This is a genomic window from Pedobacter gandavensis (assembly GCF_032678745.1).
GTDB classification, from domain to species: domain Bacteria; phylum Bacteroidota; class Bacteroidia; order Sphingobacteriales; family Sphingobacteriaceae; genus Pedobacter; species Pedobacter gandavensis_C.
In genome coordinates, this window is the sequence record NZ_JAVTST010000001.1 from 1,776,468 (window position 1) to 1,790,839 (window position 14,372).

General features: G+C 38.8%; 12 protein-coding genes. 1 reads left to right on the plus strand and 11 read right to left on the minus strand.

Features of this window, described 5'->3' with window-relative positions:
- Positions 1-3: 3 nt before the first annotated feature.
- The 11 genes from R2S10_RS07280 to R2S10_RS07330 all read right to left on the minus strand — a co-directional run bounded on the left by R2S10_RS07280 (position 4) and on the right by R2S10_RS07330 (position 11,131).
- Positions 4-501 (minus strand): hypothetical protein, encoded by a 498-nt coding sequence (locus R2S10_RS07280; RefSeq protein WP_316839784.1) that lies wholly within the window; start codon positions 499-501, stop codon positions 4-6.
- A gap of 7 nt (positions 502-508) precedes the next feature.
- A complete protein-coding gene (locus R2S10_RS07285) occupies positions 509-2,689 on the minus strand; it encodes a peptidase domain-containing ABC transporter (RefSeq protein ID WP_316839785.1) in 2,181 nt (726 codons plus the stop codon).
- Complete coding sequence (locus R2S10_RS07290; protein ID WP_316839786.1) at positions 2,664-5,804, minus strand: lantibiotic dehydratase; 3,141 nt, start codon at positions 5,802-5,804, stop codon at positions 2,664-2,666. The genes R2S10_RS07285 and R2S10_RS07290 overlap by 26 nt, the downstream gene beginning before the upstream one ends.
- A 115-nt stretch (positions 5,805-5,919) precedes the next feature.
- A complete protein-coding gene (locus tag R2S10_RS07295; protein WP_316839787.1) occupies positions 5,920-7,098 on the minus strand; it encodes a lanthionine synthetase C family protein in 1,179 nt (392 codons plus the stop codon).
- Between the two features lie 71 nt (positions 7,099-7,169).
- Complete coding sequence (locus tag R2S10_RS07300; protein ID WP_316839788.1) at positions 7,170-7,367, minus strand: class I lanthipeptide; 198 nt, start codon at positions 7,365-7,367, stop codon at positions 7,170-7,172.
- A 55-nt stretch (positions 7,368-7,422) separates the two neighbouring features.
- Complete coding sequence (locus tag R2S10_RS07305; RefSeq protein WP_316839789.1) at positions 7,423-7,641, minus strand: class I lanthipeptide; 219 nt, start codon at positions 7,639-7,641, stop codon at positions 7,423-7,425.
- A 29-nt stretch (positions 7,642-7,670) separates the two neighbouring features.
- Positions 7,671-7,892 carry a class I lanthipeptide gene (locus R2S10_RS07310; protein WP_316839790.1) on the minus strand — a complete coding sequence of 74 codons (222 nt, stop codon included), beginning with the start codon at positions 7,890-7,892 and terminating at the stop codon, positions 7,671-7,673.
- A gap of 45 nt (positions 7,893-7,937) precedes the next feature.
- On the minus strand, positions 7,938-8,156 hold the full coding sequence (locus R2S10_RS07315; RefSeq protein ID WP_316839791.1) for a class I lanthipeptide: 219 nt from the start codon (positions 8,154-8,156) through the stop codon (positions 7,938-7,940).
- Positions 8,157-8,197: 41 nt separating this feature from the next.
- The gene (locus tag R2S10_RS07320; protein WP_316839792.1) at positions 8,198-8,413 is read right to left on the minus strand and encodes a class I lanthipeptide; all 216 of its coding nucleotides are present in this window, start codon (positions 8,411-8,413) and stop codon (positions 8,198-8,200) included.
- Between the two features lie 41 nt (positions 8,414-8,454).
- Positions 8,455-8,670, minus strand: a complete 216-nt coding sequence (locus R2S10_RS07325; RefSeq protein WP_316839793.1) for a class I lanthipeptide — start codon at positions 8,668-8,670, stop codon at positions 8,455-8,457.
- A gap of 61 nt (positions 8,671-8,731) precedes the next feature.
- A complete protein-coding gene (locus R2S10_RS07330) occupies positions 8,732-11,131 on the minus strand; it encodes an outer membrane beta-barrel family protein (RefSeq protein ID WP_316839794.1) in 2,400 nt (799 codons plus the stop codon).
- A gap of 661 nt (positions 11,132-11,792) precedes the next feature.
- On the opposite strand from R2S10_RS07330, the gene R2S10_RS07335 reads away from it, so the two are divergent.
- The gene (locus tag R2S10_RS07335; RefSeq protein WP_316839795.1) at positions 11,793-14,372 is read left to right on the plus strand and encodes a TonB-dependent receptor; all 2,580 of its coding nucleotides are present in this window, start codon (positions 11,793-11,795) and stop codon (positions 14,370-14,372) included.

Below are 14,372 nucleotides of genomic sequence, written 5' to 3' on the forward strand. Positions count from 1 at the left end.
TCTTTAATTTTTACGGCCAGCGCCCAGGATTTCAGCCATCATACTTATTTTGCCAAACTCCATATTAAAATCAGTCGTTTTTCCAGAGGGAATCAAATGAAACTGTTTTCTGTTAGCAAGCTGACTAATATTCAGCTGTAGTATGGCAGAATCCTTGTATTTGGTGATTTTGGCAATGCTTACATCATACTTTTCCCTGGTTTTGTTCTGTTTAACCATATGAATGATCTGTCCGCCTTCAATAGACTTTAGCAGATAAATGGGGACTACTACTTTCCCCACCAGGACATCTTCTGAAATTGCAGTTCCTGGCTGTTGCTCAAACCGGACAGCACTATTGAATCGTTGTGGGATATTTATTGCATTTAGCAGGAAATAAACCACAGCAATAAATGCCAGAATTAGGAAGCCTCCGTTTCGGATAATCCAGCCCGGAGGGACTTCGAGTATGTCTTTAACCTGATGGCTTAAATGCTCCTCTTTCAATGTTTTTCTATTCATGATCTTTTTAACTAGCGATTTCTAATTGATTCTTTACTAAATTATAATAGTAGTTCCTTGCAGTAACCAGTTCATTGTGGCAACCTTGTTCAATTACCTGACCTTGCTCCAGTACAATGATTTTGTCGGCGTTTCTTACTGTACTCAGTCTGTGTGCAATAATGATGACCGTTTTCCCTTTAAAAAACCGGTTTAAGTTCTCAACAATGATCTTCTCATTGGTGGCATCCAGGGCACTGGTGGCCTCATCAAAGATGATGAAGTCCGGATCTTTGTATACTGCCCTTGCAATTAAAATACGTTGCTTCTGACCGGTACTTAGTCCGACACCCGTTTGTCCTATTTTTGTATTCATGCCCAGAGGGAGGTCGTTCACGAATTGCCCCATATTGGCAATGGTGACTGCATTCTCCAGTTTATCCATATCGACCTCATCATCTCCAACTGCGATGTTCCTTGCGATGGTATCATTAAAGATATAGCCCTCCTGCATCACCACTCCGCATTTATTCCGCCAGTTATGGTGCGAAATGTCATAGATACTTTGATCGGCAATACTGATGTCACCTCGTTCAATCTTATAAAACCTGAGCAGTACTTTTAAAAGCGTTGTTTTTCCGCTACCACTGGAGCCTACAATGGCTGTGATTTTGTTTTCCGGAATACTCAGGTTAATGTCTTTCAGCGTATAGCTGCCATTGGGCACTTCCGGGTATTTAAAATAAAGGTTACTGATCTCGATGCTACCGCTGCGGTTTTCTGCTATAGGGGCTTCGATCTCTTCATCTTCCCGATTATGGATTTCGTTGATCCTTGCCATGCTAAGACGGGCATTCTGGAACAACTGTATAAATTCTACCAGCTGGGTAATTGGTGAATTTAGCTGTCCCGTGATGTAAGAAATGGAAAGCATCATACCAATAGTTACATTGCCATCAATCACCAGCTTGGCTGCCAGAAAGGTGATCAGGATATTCTTCAACTCATTGATCAGCGAAGCTCCACCTGTCTGCGCTTGCTTGAGGGATAGATTTTTGAGGTTAAGCTTAAACAATTTTGCCTGTAACTCCTCCCATTGCCAGCGTTTCTTAGTTTCAGCATTGTGAAGTTTAATCTCCTGCATGCCATAAATCAATTCCAGATTTTTCTCATGATTGATGGAAAGCTGGTCGAATCTTTTATAATCCAGCTCTGCATTCTTTTTCATAAAGAGGAAGATCCAGATGAAGTAAATCACACTTCCAATTAAAAACACGGTGAATATAGCCGGACTGTAGAAGCACAATATCGCACTGAATATAACCAGGTTAATGGTAGAGAAAAGGATATTGATTGTTCCTGAGGTCAGGAAGGATTCTATTCTGGAATGGTCCTGAATCCTTTGCATGATATCCCCCACCATTTTGGTATCAAAAAAGCTGAGAGGTAGTTTCATCAGCTTAATGAAGAAATCAGACAGGAGATTAATGTTTACCCTGCTGCTCAGGTGTACCAGGATATAACTTCTCAAAATCTCCACACTCATTCTTCCTGCAAAGAGCAGCAGCTGTGAAAGCAGCATGAGGTATATAAAGTTGATGTCTTTGTTTTTTATCCCATAATCCACCATATATTGGGTAATAAAGGGGACGAGTAACTGGAGTAAACTCCCTACAAATAAGCCAATCAGCAATTGTATCAGCAGCTTTTTATACCTGAAAAGGTATTTATAAATGATCCCAAAATCAGTACGAACGCCCTTGCCACCAGTACTCTTGAGCTTAAAAAACTCTTCACCTGGCAATAGACAGAGTATAATCCCTGATCCCTGATCATCTGCCCAGCCTTTTAGGAACTCTTCTTTTGAATATTTCAATAAGCCATGGGCAGGATCTGAAACATAGACCATATCCTTTTTAACTTTGTAAACGACTACAAAATGTTTCTGATTCCAGTAGGCCACCACAGGCAGACTACTGCTTTCCAAAAGATCTTCATAGGGCATTTTCTGTCCACAACTGATGAATCCTACTTTTTCGGCGGCTTCACTAAGTCCCAGTAGGCTACTGCCTTGTCTGGTGGTACGTGATAATTCACGAATATGGTCCAGAGAAAGATCTTTCTTATAATACTTACTGATAATTTTGATGCAGGTAGGACCACAGTCCATCTCATCATATTGTCTATAGTGAGGGAATTTTTTGAACATCTTGATTTGAGTTAGAGATTTTCTTCCTGGCGATTTTTGATTTGTATAGTCTGCTGATGAAATCGTAGATGATCATTTCATGCAACCTTGGTTGTGAGGTAATGACCCTGTTAACGATCATGTGAATCAGGCTACTCAGCAAGTTTTCCAAACTTACTTCCGCATTTTCCATGCTACTGATCTGGCTAAGGTTATGGGCCACTGGTCTCATGACAATGGTTCTTTCAAAAAGGATTCTGATGGCTTGCAACTCGTTAAGGTCTACAGCTAAAAGGCCTTCATTTTCTAACCATTTGTCCATCTGATCCCGATGTTGTCTGTATTTGGTATCTAGTTGGGATTTCAGCAGTTTATTTGCATTAAACTCTTGTGCAAAGGAAGCCCTAAGGGAGTCGATGATTTCGAATTTATGATCTAATGAAACGTTGAATGCCTTAAACAACTCATCTATTGATTTTATTGCCCACATCCATCGGAAGTTCTCATTTTCTGTCTGCTGCATTTGGCTGATCATTTTTAAGACGGCAGCACTATCCTGAGAAAATATGGTTTCTACCTGTTCCATCGTCTGACTACCATAGCGTTCAATTTCTCTGTCGTAGGTATCATTTTGCATTTTCCAGATGAGTCCATTTTCAATGAAAGGATCCGAGAACTTGTTAAAAATCTGGATCACCTGGCCCAACTGCGACAGATCCTTCAGTTGAAAGCGTACACGTAAATGAAAATCCGGATCATTATACCTGATAAAGAACCACTTCTCTATCATACCCGCATCTTCCAATTCTTCACAAATAGGCTGGATCACCTCTGATAATATTTTATCTGCAGACCTTACTCCGCAATACATTTTGAAATACAGCCATTCTGAACCCAGGGAGAATCTTCTTTTGATACTGGCATCGTTATTTTCTTTAATCGTCAATCTTTCATAAGAAGGTTTAGTACTTTGTAGCAGGGCAATAACCTGGTTACTGAATTTCTCCTGGCTTCCTTCTTCAGCTACTCCATGTGTAGAAGGAATAAATTCTTTTAGTACGGTACCATTTCTTTTTTTGACGTATTCAATCCATACATTAACCAGTTTCTCAGATTCAAAATCGATGAACAGTTCATTATCTCCTTCTGCAAGCACCATATATCTTGGCAGCTCCCATTTTTCTTTGAAAGCCTGAACATGCTCAGCTCTACTTGCCTGATCAGCATTGATAATTTGTAGGACGTCTGATTGTCTGATGTTCCATTGTGCCAGCGAGAGTATGGTACTTTTATAAGTTACTCTTGGAAACTTCTGGTGGATTTTACCTAGTCCTCCCCAGTGGAAGAACAGGCCACCGCGTTTTCCTTGATTCTGTAAATCACAAAGGAATTGATATACTGGCAAGGCATTATGGCTGTAATTGTGAGCGTTACTTAAACGGGGAATTATGATTTTATTGAGTTTTTTAGAGCGTAAAACGATCTTATTGTTTTTTATGGAAACATATAAATCGCTAACATCTATGGTATGTACGTCATTGCCTGTCGCATTTGACAAATAAGGGATTTCATATTTACGGAAAGCTGGGTGTAATAAGATATTACTTACCCTGCTTTCTGGTAAGTGTACCACTTCAGCAAAGAGGATATTGTCATTGATTTCCTGCTCTTTATCTGCAATTTCCTGAGAAATCTGATTAATCTCAGCATCACCATGTGCAAATCTGCCCAATAGATTGACCGCGCTTGAGCCACCGCAGCTTTCAATGAACAGTTCATCTTCAGAAAGAATCCTGAACATCATTGGAAAAGAAGGAGGCAGGTTGGTCCAGTTTCCTTCAAAATCTTTCAGGTCTTCATCAAAGATTTCGATCTTATTACCGGTACAGCCAATTGTTTTTTTGTGTAATAACTGCTCCAGTTGATTCCAGTTAATGGAAGCATTTGGCTGAGGTTTCTGTGGTAAAGCAATGTCATCAATTAAAGGAGTAATGTCTTTATTGCTATGGCTATTGAGGTATCCGATGCCACTTTCTGTATCCAAAACTTTCAACAATGGCATTTCTGCAGCTTCGTATCTATTATAGAAGTTTTCTTTAAAGTTCTTAAGGTTTGGATTTTCAACGTATGGTGTGATTTTATTCATTAATTCAGCAGCCTCCGTTAGTTTTTGCTTGATTTTTTCTGACACTCCCCCAGCCAGTTCTTTTTTATAAATGTCTGTATGAAAAAGTTTAGACTCATCAAATGGGAATCCAATGCGTTCCACCAGGCTGGTGATATATTTATAACCTTCTACGGTTTGGTATTCGTTGTTGTCAATTTTTCTTAGGGTATCTCTGATGTCATTTAAAATGATGACTAGCGCTGTTAATTCATCATCAACGCTCTTGATGTTCTGTAATACGCTAATGATTTTATCCAGAAAATCTTCCGCTGTTGTACAAGGCTCCAGTTCACTGATTAGAATCTGGGAATGAACCAATTCCATCAAAAAGCCAAGCACATCATTTGGAGCAACTTCAGGATCTGTACTGCAGATTAACTGAACCAGTTCATCTAGTTGCTTTCCTGTTTTAGCTTCTTTAAGGATGATATCCAGGTATTCATTTCCTTGAACTGCACAGATTTGATAACTTCTGCTTTCTTTTTGATAAGTATATTCTACATATCTTAGTTCATTTCCAGTAACGTAGACACTGTTATTGGAAAAGAATTTAATATTTTCAATGACACCTTCTTTCAGCGACAATTTTTGCGACAGGGCACACAAGTAATGCATGTCGATTCTGGTATGTCTTTTAATGTCTTTTTTGCTGATGGTGATGCCATTTTCTTCATTTGTCCAGCGGGTTACATGGCAACCAGAAAACAAACCAAAGGGGGTCGACCGGGTAGCCATTCTGTAGTGGTATTTCATTAGAGAATTTTCCACTTTTTCCTGTTCTTTTTTACTTAGTACATCTCCCTGCTTTAATTTCAGACATTCATTGTACAGGTTTGGTGAAGCGATGTAAACAGATTCTAAGAAACTATCGTCCTGAAGCAATTGTGTAAGACTGATTTCTGTGTCCTTTTGACTAAGTCTAGGTGTACGTACGATTAGTTTGTCGTTAAATGCGAAGTTTGTGTTCATACTAAGTGATTTAATTATTTATACTAAAGTACCCTGGATCATCACCTTAAGGAAAGAAATTACATTAACCCAAATTTTAAAGGTGTGAACCTGCATATTTGAATTAATGCCGGTGTTATGATAATAGAAAAGCGGCGTCCCAGCTCGATTTTTGCCCGTAAACATAGTCGCTCAATACAAGTGCTGCCCCTGTTGCTCCATCCAGTAATCCCATCTCTGGTGTGAAGTGATCGCCCTCAAATTTCTTATATCCGCCAATACCGTCCGTATACTGGCATAGTTCTACAGTTTTTAGGATCCAGTCGGTATAAGCTTCATCAAAACTGTTGTCATTCGTTTCCCATCTCCAGCGGTTATAAACGTGTGCAATACTGGAGCTGCCATGACAGAATGAGGCATCAAGAATCATAGCATGGGCATTGGTTTTTCGTTCCATTGTCCTTACTGCCACCTCATGACCAAGATTTCTAATTCTGGTATTACCAAGCGCTTGTCCAGCTTTAGCTAGTCCGATGGAAACCACGGTATCCCCATAACACCATCCTAATGGAACTCTGTACTGATTGTCAGGATTAATATTTCCAAGTTCAATAATTGCTGGAAAGTCCGCGTTGATAGCACCGGTAGTCCGACTTCTGGTGAGCAGCACCAGGTCAACAATTTCCTGAAGTAAATAATAGTATTGGTGGTCATTGAATCTTTCCGAATACTTGGCCAGGATCATCATATTGGAAATTAAACCATGAGCCATTCCGCAATTGACGATCTTTTTATCATTCTCCGGATCTTTTAGTCCATCGAGATAAGTTTTCAGCTCTTTAACATATTTTGGCATCAGGAGCTGGGTGTCTTTTTTAAATATTTTAGTTTTCTTATTTAACCAGTAGGCTAAGATCCCTGCATTTCCATGCATAAAATCCATATTATAATTCTCAGCATGTTGATAAAAATGAATCATTAGGCGGTCCAGGATCCTGTTGAGTTCCTTAACCATTGACTGTTTATATTTCATTTCTGTCTGGAGGTAATTCAGCATAAAAGCAACTCCTGTAATGCCTTCACAAAAACTGACCGATGCTGAGGTATTTTCTATGATGTCAATCAGTTTATCGATGACTACATCCAATTTTTTCAGGTAAGACCTGGATTTTGTATGCTTATAAAGCTCTGCATATAGAATGGGAAGTCCCGCTAATCCCTGCATCAATGACATAGAATGATTCCCACTTACGGCTTCAGAAATACCTTCTTCCAGGCTGAACAGTTTTTCTTTGACTTCTTTTTTATAGTTCATGACTTTCATTTTAAAAAGAAGGCTGTTCTTTTTGTAAAAAAACAGCCTTCTGAGGATTTAAACACATTTTTTTATAGGATAATTGTTACGGCACAAGGAACAGTGTTTGCACACCAGGTGCAGGTAAAATCATGTTTTGTGCTACCTTTTTCTTTTGATTCTGCCTCAACTCCTGCGTAAATGCTTTCCATTTGTTTTGCTGAAAGGTTAGCGATTTTGTCTTTCCTAAGAGATAATTTAGCTGCAGTTTTTTTGTCTTGATTTTCCATTTTTATATTTTTTAAATTGTTTGATTAATGAGTTTAATTTGAATGCTTTTACGAGTTAATTTTCTACTCCAACACATTTACCGGCGTCAGACTGATTACTGGTGTGTGTACAAGCAGTACAAGTGAAGTTGTGAACCGTGCTTTTAGTTTCGCCACCGATCGTACCATAGGCTTTGTTTCCACCTAGTACATTGTTCATTTCGTTGTCAGACAGGTTCGCAATTTTCTTTTTGAATAGCGTTAATTTATCCTGAGCATTTTGATCTTTTTTCATGTTTTGTTGTTTTTAAGATTCGTTAATTATTAAAGTCCGATTTCTATTACTGGGCAGCCGGCGTCGGTCTGGTTACTCGTATGTGTACAGGCCGTACAGGTAAAGTGGTTTACCGTACTTTTAGTTGCACCACCGATTGTTCCATAAACTTGGTTCCCGCCTAATACATTGTTCATTTCGTTTTCAGACAGGTTGGCAATTTTCTTTTTGAATAGCGTTAATTTGTCCTGGGTATTTTGATCTTTTTTCATGTTTTGTTTTTTTTAAGGTTGATTATTTTTAAGGTTGGTTATTTTTTAGTTAGCTATTTCAGCACATTTACCGGCATCAGACTGATTACTGGTGTGTGTACAAGCAGTACAAGTGAAGTTGTGAACCGTGCTTTTAGTTTCGCCACCGATCGTTCCATAGGCTTGGTTTCCACCTAGTACATTGTTCATTTCGTTTTCAGACAGGTTGGCAATTTTCTTTTTGAATAGCGTTAATTTGTCTTGAGCATTTAGGTCTTTTTTCATGTTTTGTTTTTTTTAAGGTTCGTTTTTTTTTTGATAGTTGTTTAGTTCTCTACTGCTGGACAACCGGCATCAGTCTGGTTACTGGTGTGTGTACATGCAGTACAGGTAAATTGGTTTACCGTGCTTTTGGTTGCACCACCAATTGTTCCATAGGCTTCTCTACCTCCTAGTACATTGTTCATTTCGTTTTCAGACAGGTTCGCAATTTTCTTTTTGAATAGCGCTAATTTGTCCTGAGCATTTAGGTCTTTTTTCATGTTTTGTTTTTTTTAAGGTTCGTTAATTTTTTGATAGTTGTTTAGTTCTCTACTGCTGGACAACCGGCATCAGTCTGGTTACTGGTGTGTGTACAGGCAGTACATGTAAATTGGTTTACCGTGCTTTTGGTTGCACCACCAATTGTTCCATAGGCTTCTCTACCTCCTAGTACATTGTTCATTTCGTTTTCAGACAGGTTCGCAATTTTCTTTTTGAATAGCGTTAATTTGTCTTGAGCATTTAGGTCTTTTTTCATGTTTTGTTGTTTTTAAGATTCGTTATGTTTTTTAGTTTTCTATTGCTTCAGATTTACCTGATTAATTCATTCTATTTCTGATTTCATCAGAATTGATGTTTCTGGTTTTGCTTCTTTTAACATTGCTATTCCCAAACTTGTAGGATAAGGAAAGATTGAAAAATCTTGACTCGTCTTTCTGACGGTAATAGGCATTTACACCTTGATAATTCACATTATATCTTGTTGAGAAAGTATTGAAGATATCGCTGACCGAGCACCTGATATTTGCTTTATTGTCGAATAGTGATTTACTAAGCCCCAGATCCATTTGAAACAAATTCTTCGTTTCATAAATCCCCTGAGAAAATGGAGATAGGTACATCACTGTGAGTTCTGAACTAAAGCCTTTCCCCATGTTAAAGCTATTTGACAGATTCCCCTGGTAAATCCAATTGCTGTTATTCAGTAGATTTGCACCATCAACGTATTGATTAAACTGGATGAAACCGACCATATTTGAAAGGGATATGTCCCAGAATTCCTTCGGCGATGTGTAAACGCTGTTAGAGAAATAGAAGGTCTTGCTGTTGCTTAGGTTATCCTGGGAAGAGATCAGGATATTGTTATTCCCTTTAAAGTATACAGGAGCCAGTGCATCATCTGCTTTGATATAATTAAGGTTAAAGGACATGAATCTATTGTAAGTATAAGACAGGCTTAGGCTGTGGCTGATCTCGGGTTTAATATTTGGGTTTCCCTGGTAATATTCGTATGGGTTTTTATAGAAAATGAAGGGGTTGACTACATCCAGACCAAATCGTTGAATACTTTTCCGATAGCTAATTCCAAAAACATGCTTTGCACTTGCGTTGTATCCCAGGCTGATGCTTGGAAACAAATTAGAATAGTTACGTTTATTGGTGATGCCTTGTGTAGCTAGATTACCTTCTGTATGTGTCAGTTCATACCTTAAACCAGCCGTTAGATTGATTTTCTTGAAGGTTGCCATATAATTGGCATATACCGCGTTTATAAATTCTTTGTAGATGAAGTGGTTACTTCTGGATGGATCATAATTCCAGGAGTTGTTGTTTATCGTTTCCCAAACCGTATTGTTGTCTGTTTTTGTGATGTATGATTTTATACCGGCCTCAAAACTTCCATTCTTTAATGGGTTGGAAAAATCCAATGCGGCTGCATACACATTATTGATTGTAGGTGAATTGTCCCTGAATTTAGTTTGATTGTAGGCTATGCCCTGGGTATCGTAAAAGTCGGTGATGTATTCATTTCCAGAGGACTTATCGTACTTAAAATAATCGAAGTTAAAGGTCAGCGTCCGGTTTGCAGTGTCCAGGACAGATTTATAATAGACATTTACAGAAGGAACTACATAGCTATTATTTCCATTTGTGTTGACTAATGAGGTAGAATCTGAGCTTGCTCCAGCATATTTTAACCTGGTGGCACTGTTCCAGCTTTTATTGAGATCTGTGAAATTGGTTTTCAATAACACACCCACAGTATTGTTTTTATTAATGTCCCAGTCGAGCCCTGCTTTTAGCATATGACCTTCACTGGTCAGTTTTCTTTTCTCATCATTGATAATATTTAATGCTGGCCCTAGTACCCTATCTGAGTAGTTATCAGCATATTTCTTGCTGTGGAGATGATTGTAACTTCCGTAAACATTGACTGCTTTATTTCGGTAATTCAGTGCCAGTCCCTGGTTATTCTGAAAATATCTCCCTTGTCCGCCTCCGATTAGAATTGTTCCATTGGTACCGTAGTTCTTATTGACCATTGATTTTATGTTGACTACACTTCCTCCCTGAGCATCGTACTTAGCAGATGGATGGGGCAATACTTCTATGAGGTCAACGCTGCTGGCTGGCTGACTTTGCAGGTACAATTTGAGTTCAGCTCCGCTCAGGTAATTTTGTCTGCCATCGATATAAATCGAGATTTTGTTGCCCTGAAAACTAAGTGAGCCATTTTGCTCAAATACACCGGGAATTTGTTTGATGGCATCATAAAGAGTTTTACCTGTTGCCACCGGACTTTTAGACACATTAAAAATCACTTTATCCCCTCTTAGCTCTATGACTTTAACTTTGCTTTTGATGTTTACTTCTGCCATTTGCTGCGCTTGTTCCTCCAGGTACATTGACTTTAGCATCAGCACTTTTGAAGTGTCCGCAATAGGTGTAGTAATGATTGTATCTATAGCTATATACCCGACATGTGATATTCTTAAAGCGTAAACAGTTTCCTTATCAAGGTTTACAAATTCAAAATCACCTTGAGTTTTTGAAACGATGGACCGTTGTTTGCCGGATGTTCCTTTCAGCGTAATGCTTACTGAAGGTAGCGGCTGTTTATTTTTAGCATATACTTTTCCTTTAATAGTTATAGACTGAGCATTTACGGATAAAGCGGAAAGAAAAAACAGACTGGATATTAGATTTATTTTTCTCATATGGTTAAGTATTATGATACAAATGTATATCAGCCCTCCGCTCAGAGGGAATTAATTACATTAACCAAACTATGTAGAGGATGAACCCCTTTTTTAAGACCATAACCATTTGAAGGTATGGTCTGCTACTATTTAAAAAATCAGAGAAAGGCTCGTAGAATTCAAGCACATAAATTCTATTCCAACATCAAATTAGATACCAACCACTTGTCTGGAAAAAGTTCCGACAAGCCTAAAACAAGCCTATAACAAGCTTTTTATGAGGTATTTCAAATAAAGACTACAAAATCCATAGATTTTATAAAAATAATGAAAAAGAGTTCTATATTTGTATAACCGAATCAAGTTTACAATCCAAAACCAAATGAAAACAGATTTACCTTTTATAGAAATCAAAAGACAAACGCCTAAAGAAGGAATGCGATTCCTCTTAGCATGTTGTTGTTGCTGTTGTTGATTCAGCTCAAAAATCATCGCGCAAAAATAAAGCGCCAATAAATCCCATAGCAAGTTTTTAAAATTCTACTGGATGTGAAAATCATCCATATGGCTCTGCTTTGCCCATATTATTTGGCATCGTCATCCAGTATAAACAAAATTAACCCGCAGCAGAGTAGCTGTCTGCTGACGTACCACCAACAAACCATATCATATTAAAATCATGAAAAAAAAATTACTTATTATCTTTTCATTTATACTCATCGCAAATTCTGTTTTTGCCCAAAGTGCAATAACGGGTGTTATAAAAAGTAGCAACGGAACTCCGGTACCTCATGCAACAGTGTTGATCAGAGGAACTAAAATTTCTGCTAATGCAGATGATCAGGGCAGGTTCAGTATTGATTCAAAGCAGGACCTCCCCTTTTATCTTCGGGTCAGTTCAGTTGGCTACAAATCTCAGGATTTCCAGATTTTAAAGCTTCAGGAAGCACCCTTTGAGTTAATCCTGATTGAAAGTGAATTACTGGATGAGATCGTGGTCACCTCAAGAAGACGATCTGAAGTACTTCAGGATGTGCCTATCGCAATTACGGTTATCGGGGGCCAGGCTGCAGAGAACGCAGGGGCTTTTAACGTTAATCGTTTAAAAGAGCTGGTTCCATCAGTACAGTTGTATGCTTCAAATGCCAGAAACACAACCCTTAATATCAGGGGACTAGGTTCCACATTTGGTTTAACGAACGACGGTATTGATCCAGGAGTAGGCTTTTATGTAGATGGGGTTTACCAAGCTCGTCCAGCCGCGACTTCTACAGATTTCCTGGATATTGAACAGATAGAGATATTGCGCGGCCCACAAGGAACCTTGTTTGGAAAGAACACTACTGCAGGTGCATTTAACATCACTACAGCAAAACCAACTCAAATACCAAGCGGAAAGGTTGAATTGAGCTTTGGAAACTATAATTTTATACAGGCGAAAACATCAGTTTCAGGTGCTGTTGCAAAAGATCTTGCAGCAAGATTATCCATTTCTGGAACCCAGCGTGATGGTACTATTTTCAATACTAAAGAAGAACGCAGGTATAGTGGCCAAAACAACCTTGGTTTTAAAGGTCAGTTATATTATACGCCATCGGATAAATTACAGGTATTGTTGAGTGGTGATGTAAGCATACAGCACCCTGCAGGTTACCCATTGGTAATTGCCGGTGTAACTACAACCGAAAGAAGTGCTTACCGTCAATATGCCAAAATCATTTCTGACCTGGGCTATCAACAACCTGTAATAGAACCTTCTTCCAGAAAAATCAATACCAATACGCCCTGGAAACATGATCAGTCTATCGGTGGTCTATCTGTTAATTTAGATTATAAAATTGGGAATGGAACGCTTACTTCAACCACTGCCTGGAGATTCTGGAACTGGAATCCTACAAACGACAGGGATTTCTCTGAATTATCGGCACTTACCAAATCTCAGGGAAACTCCCGCCATGATCAATATTCTCAAGAGCTAAGATATGCTGGTCAGATTGCAGAAAAAATAAGTGGTGTAATTGGTGTATTTGCCCTTAGTCAGAATTTGAAAGGATTAGACCAAACGGAAGAGGTGGGTAAAGATCAGTGGAGATTTGTGCAGACCAGTAATACCGGTGCCCAGGCCTTATACTCAACACCAGGCTTATTAGATGGCTATGGTATTCAAACCAATTCAACCATCAAATCATTAAGTACTGCTGTATTCGCACAGGTGGACTGGGAGTTTCTAGATCACTTCCATATTTTACCTGGTTTAAGGTATACTTATGATAAAAAGGATGTTGATTATAACAGGGTAACTTATGGCGGACTGCAAACCTCAGATGCGGCATTGCTAGCACTTAAAACCGCCGTTTATAACAATCAGAAATTCAATACCAGTGTAGATAACAACAACCTTTCTGGTAACATCACCTTGTCATATCGCCCTACGACTAAGTTAAATGCTTACGGAACTTTTTCTACCGCTTATAAACCTGTTGGTGTGAATGTAGGTGGTTTACCAACTACCCCTGCTGGAGAACCAGACCTGGCTGTGGCAATAGTAAAACCAGAATATGTACAACACTATGAATTGGGCGTTAAAACCAAGCCTTTTAAAGGTGCGTTGTTAAACGTTAGCGCTTTTAATACTGATATTAAAGATTACCAAACCAATGTACAGTCGCCACAATTGGGTGTAAACAGAGGTTATCTTGCCAATGCAGAAAAAGTGAATGTAAAGGGTCTGGAAATTGATGGAAGTTATCAGTTAGGAAGGTTCTTAACTGTTAATGCAGCACTGGCTTATCTTGATGGCGAATATGTAAAATTCAAAAATGCACCGCTGCCATTGGAAGAGACCGGACATACGGAGCTCGTTAATGGTGTGGCTACACAGGTAGCGTTTAAAGATGCTTCAGGTGGCAGTTTACCAGGTATATCCAAATGGAATGTTTCTGGTGGTGCTGAGTTCAGCAATCCAGGGAGCTTGGCTAGCACTTTAGGCAGGTATTTTATTGCTGCTGATGCGAGTTACCGTTCGGAATATTCTTCAAATCCAACACCTTCGCGTGTCTTAAATGTTGAAGGTTATGCCTTGTTGAACGCGAGATTAGGGTTTAAGTCTGATAAATTCTCTCTGTTTGTTTGGTCCAGAAATATTGCGAATAAAAACTATTACGAACAATTACAGGCTGCAGCGGGGAACGCTGGTTTATATGCTGGTGTACTTGGTGATCCAAGAACTTACGGAATTACATTACGCTATTCTTTGTAA

Excerpts from the sequence above, each read along its gene's own strand:
- R2S10_RS07280 (WP_316839784.1), bottom strand. The coding sequence starts at position 501 with ATGAATAGAAAAACATTGAAAGAGGAGCATTTAAGCCATCAGGTTAAA.
- R2S10_RS07285 (WP_316839785.1), bottom strand. The coding sequence starts at position 2,689 with ATGTTCAAAAAATTCCCTCACTATAGACAATATGATGAGATGGACTGT.
- R2S10_RS07290 (WP_316839786.1), bottom strand. The coding sequence starts at position 5,804 with ATGAACACAAACTTCGCATTTAACGACAAACTAATCGTACGTACACCT.
- R2S10_RS07295 (WP_316839787.1), bottom strand. The coding sequence starts at position 7,098 with ATGAACTATAAAAAAGAAGTCAAAGAAAAACTGTTCAGCCTGGAAGAA.
- R2S10_RS07300 (WP_316839788.1), bottom strand. The coding sequence starts at position 7,367 with ATGGAAAATCAAGACAAAAAAACTGCAGCTAAATTATCTCTTAGGAAA.
- R2S10_RS07305 (WP_316839789.1), bottom strand. The coding sequence starts at position 7,641 with ATGAAAAAAGATCAAAATGCTCAGGATAAATTAACGCTATTCAAAAAG.
- R2S10_RS07310 (WP_316839790.1), bottom strand. The coding sequence starts at position 7,892 with ATGAAAAAAGATCAAAATACCCAGGACAAATTAACGCTATTCAAAAAG.
- R2S10_RS07315 (WP_316839791.1), bottom strand. The coding sequence starts at position 8,156 with ATGAAAAAAGACCTAAATGCTCAAGACAAATTAACGCTATTCAAAAAG.
- R2S10_RS07320 (WP_316839792.1), bottom strand. The coding sequence starts at position 8,413 with ATGAAAAAAGACCTAAATGCTCAGGACAAATTAGCGCTATTCAAAAAG.
- R2S10_RS07325 (WP_316839793.1), bottom strand. The coding sequence starts at position 8,670 with ATGAAAAAAGACCTAAATGCTCAAGACAAATTAACGCTATTCAAAAAG.
- R2S10_RS07330 (WP_316839794.1), bottom strand. The coding sequence starts at position 11,131 with ATGAGAAAAATAAATCTAATATCCAGTCTGTTTTTTCTTTCCGCTTTA.
- R2S10_RS07335 (WP_316839795.1), top strand. The coding sequence starts at position 11,793 with ATGAAAAAAAAATTACTTATTATCTTTTCATTTATACTCATCGCAAAT.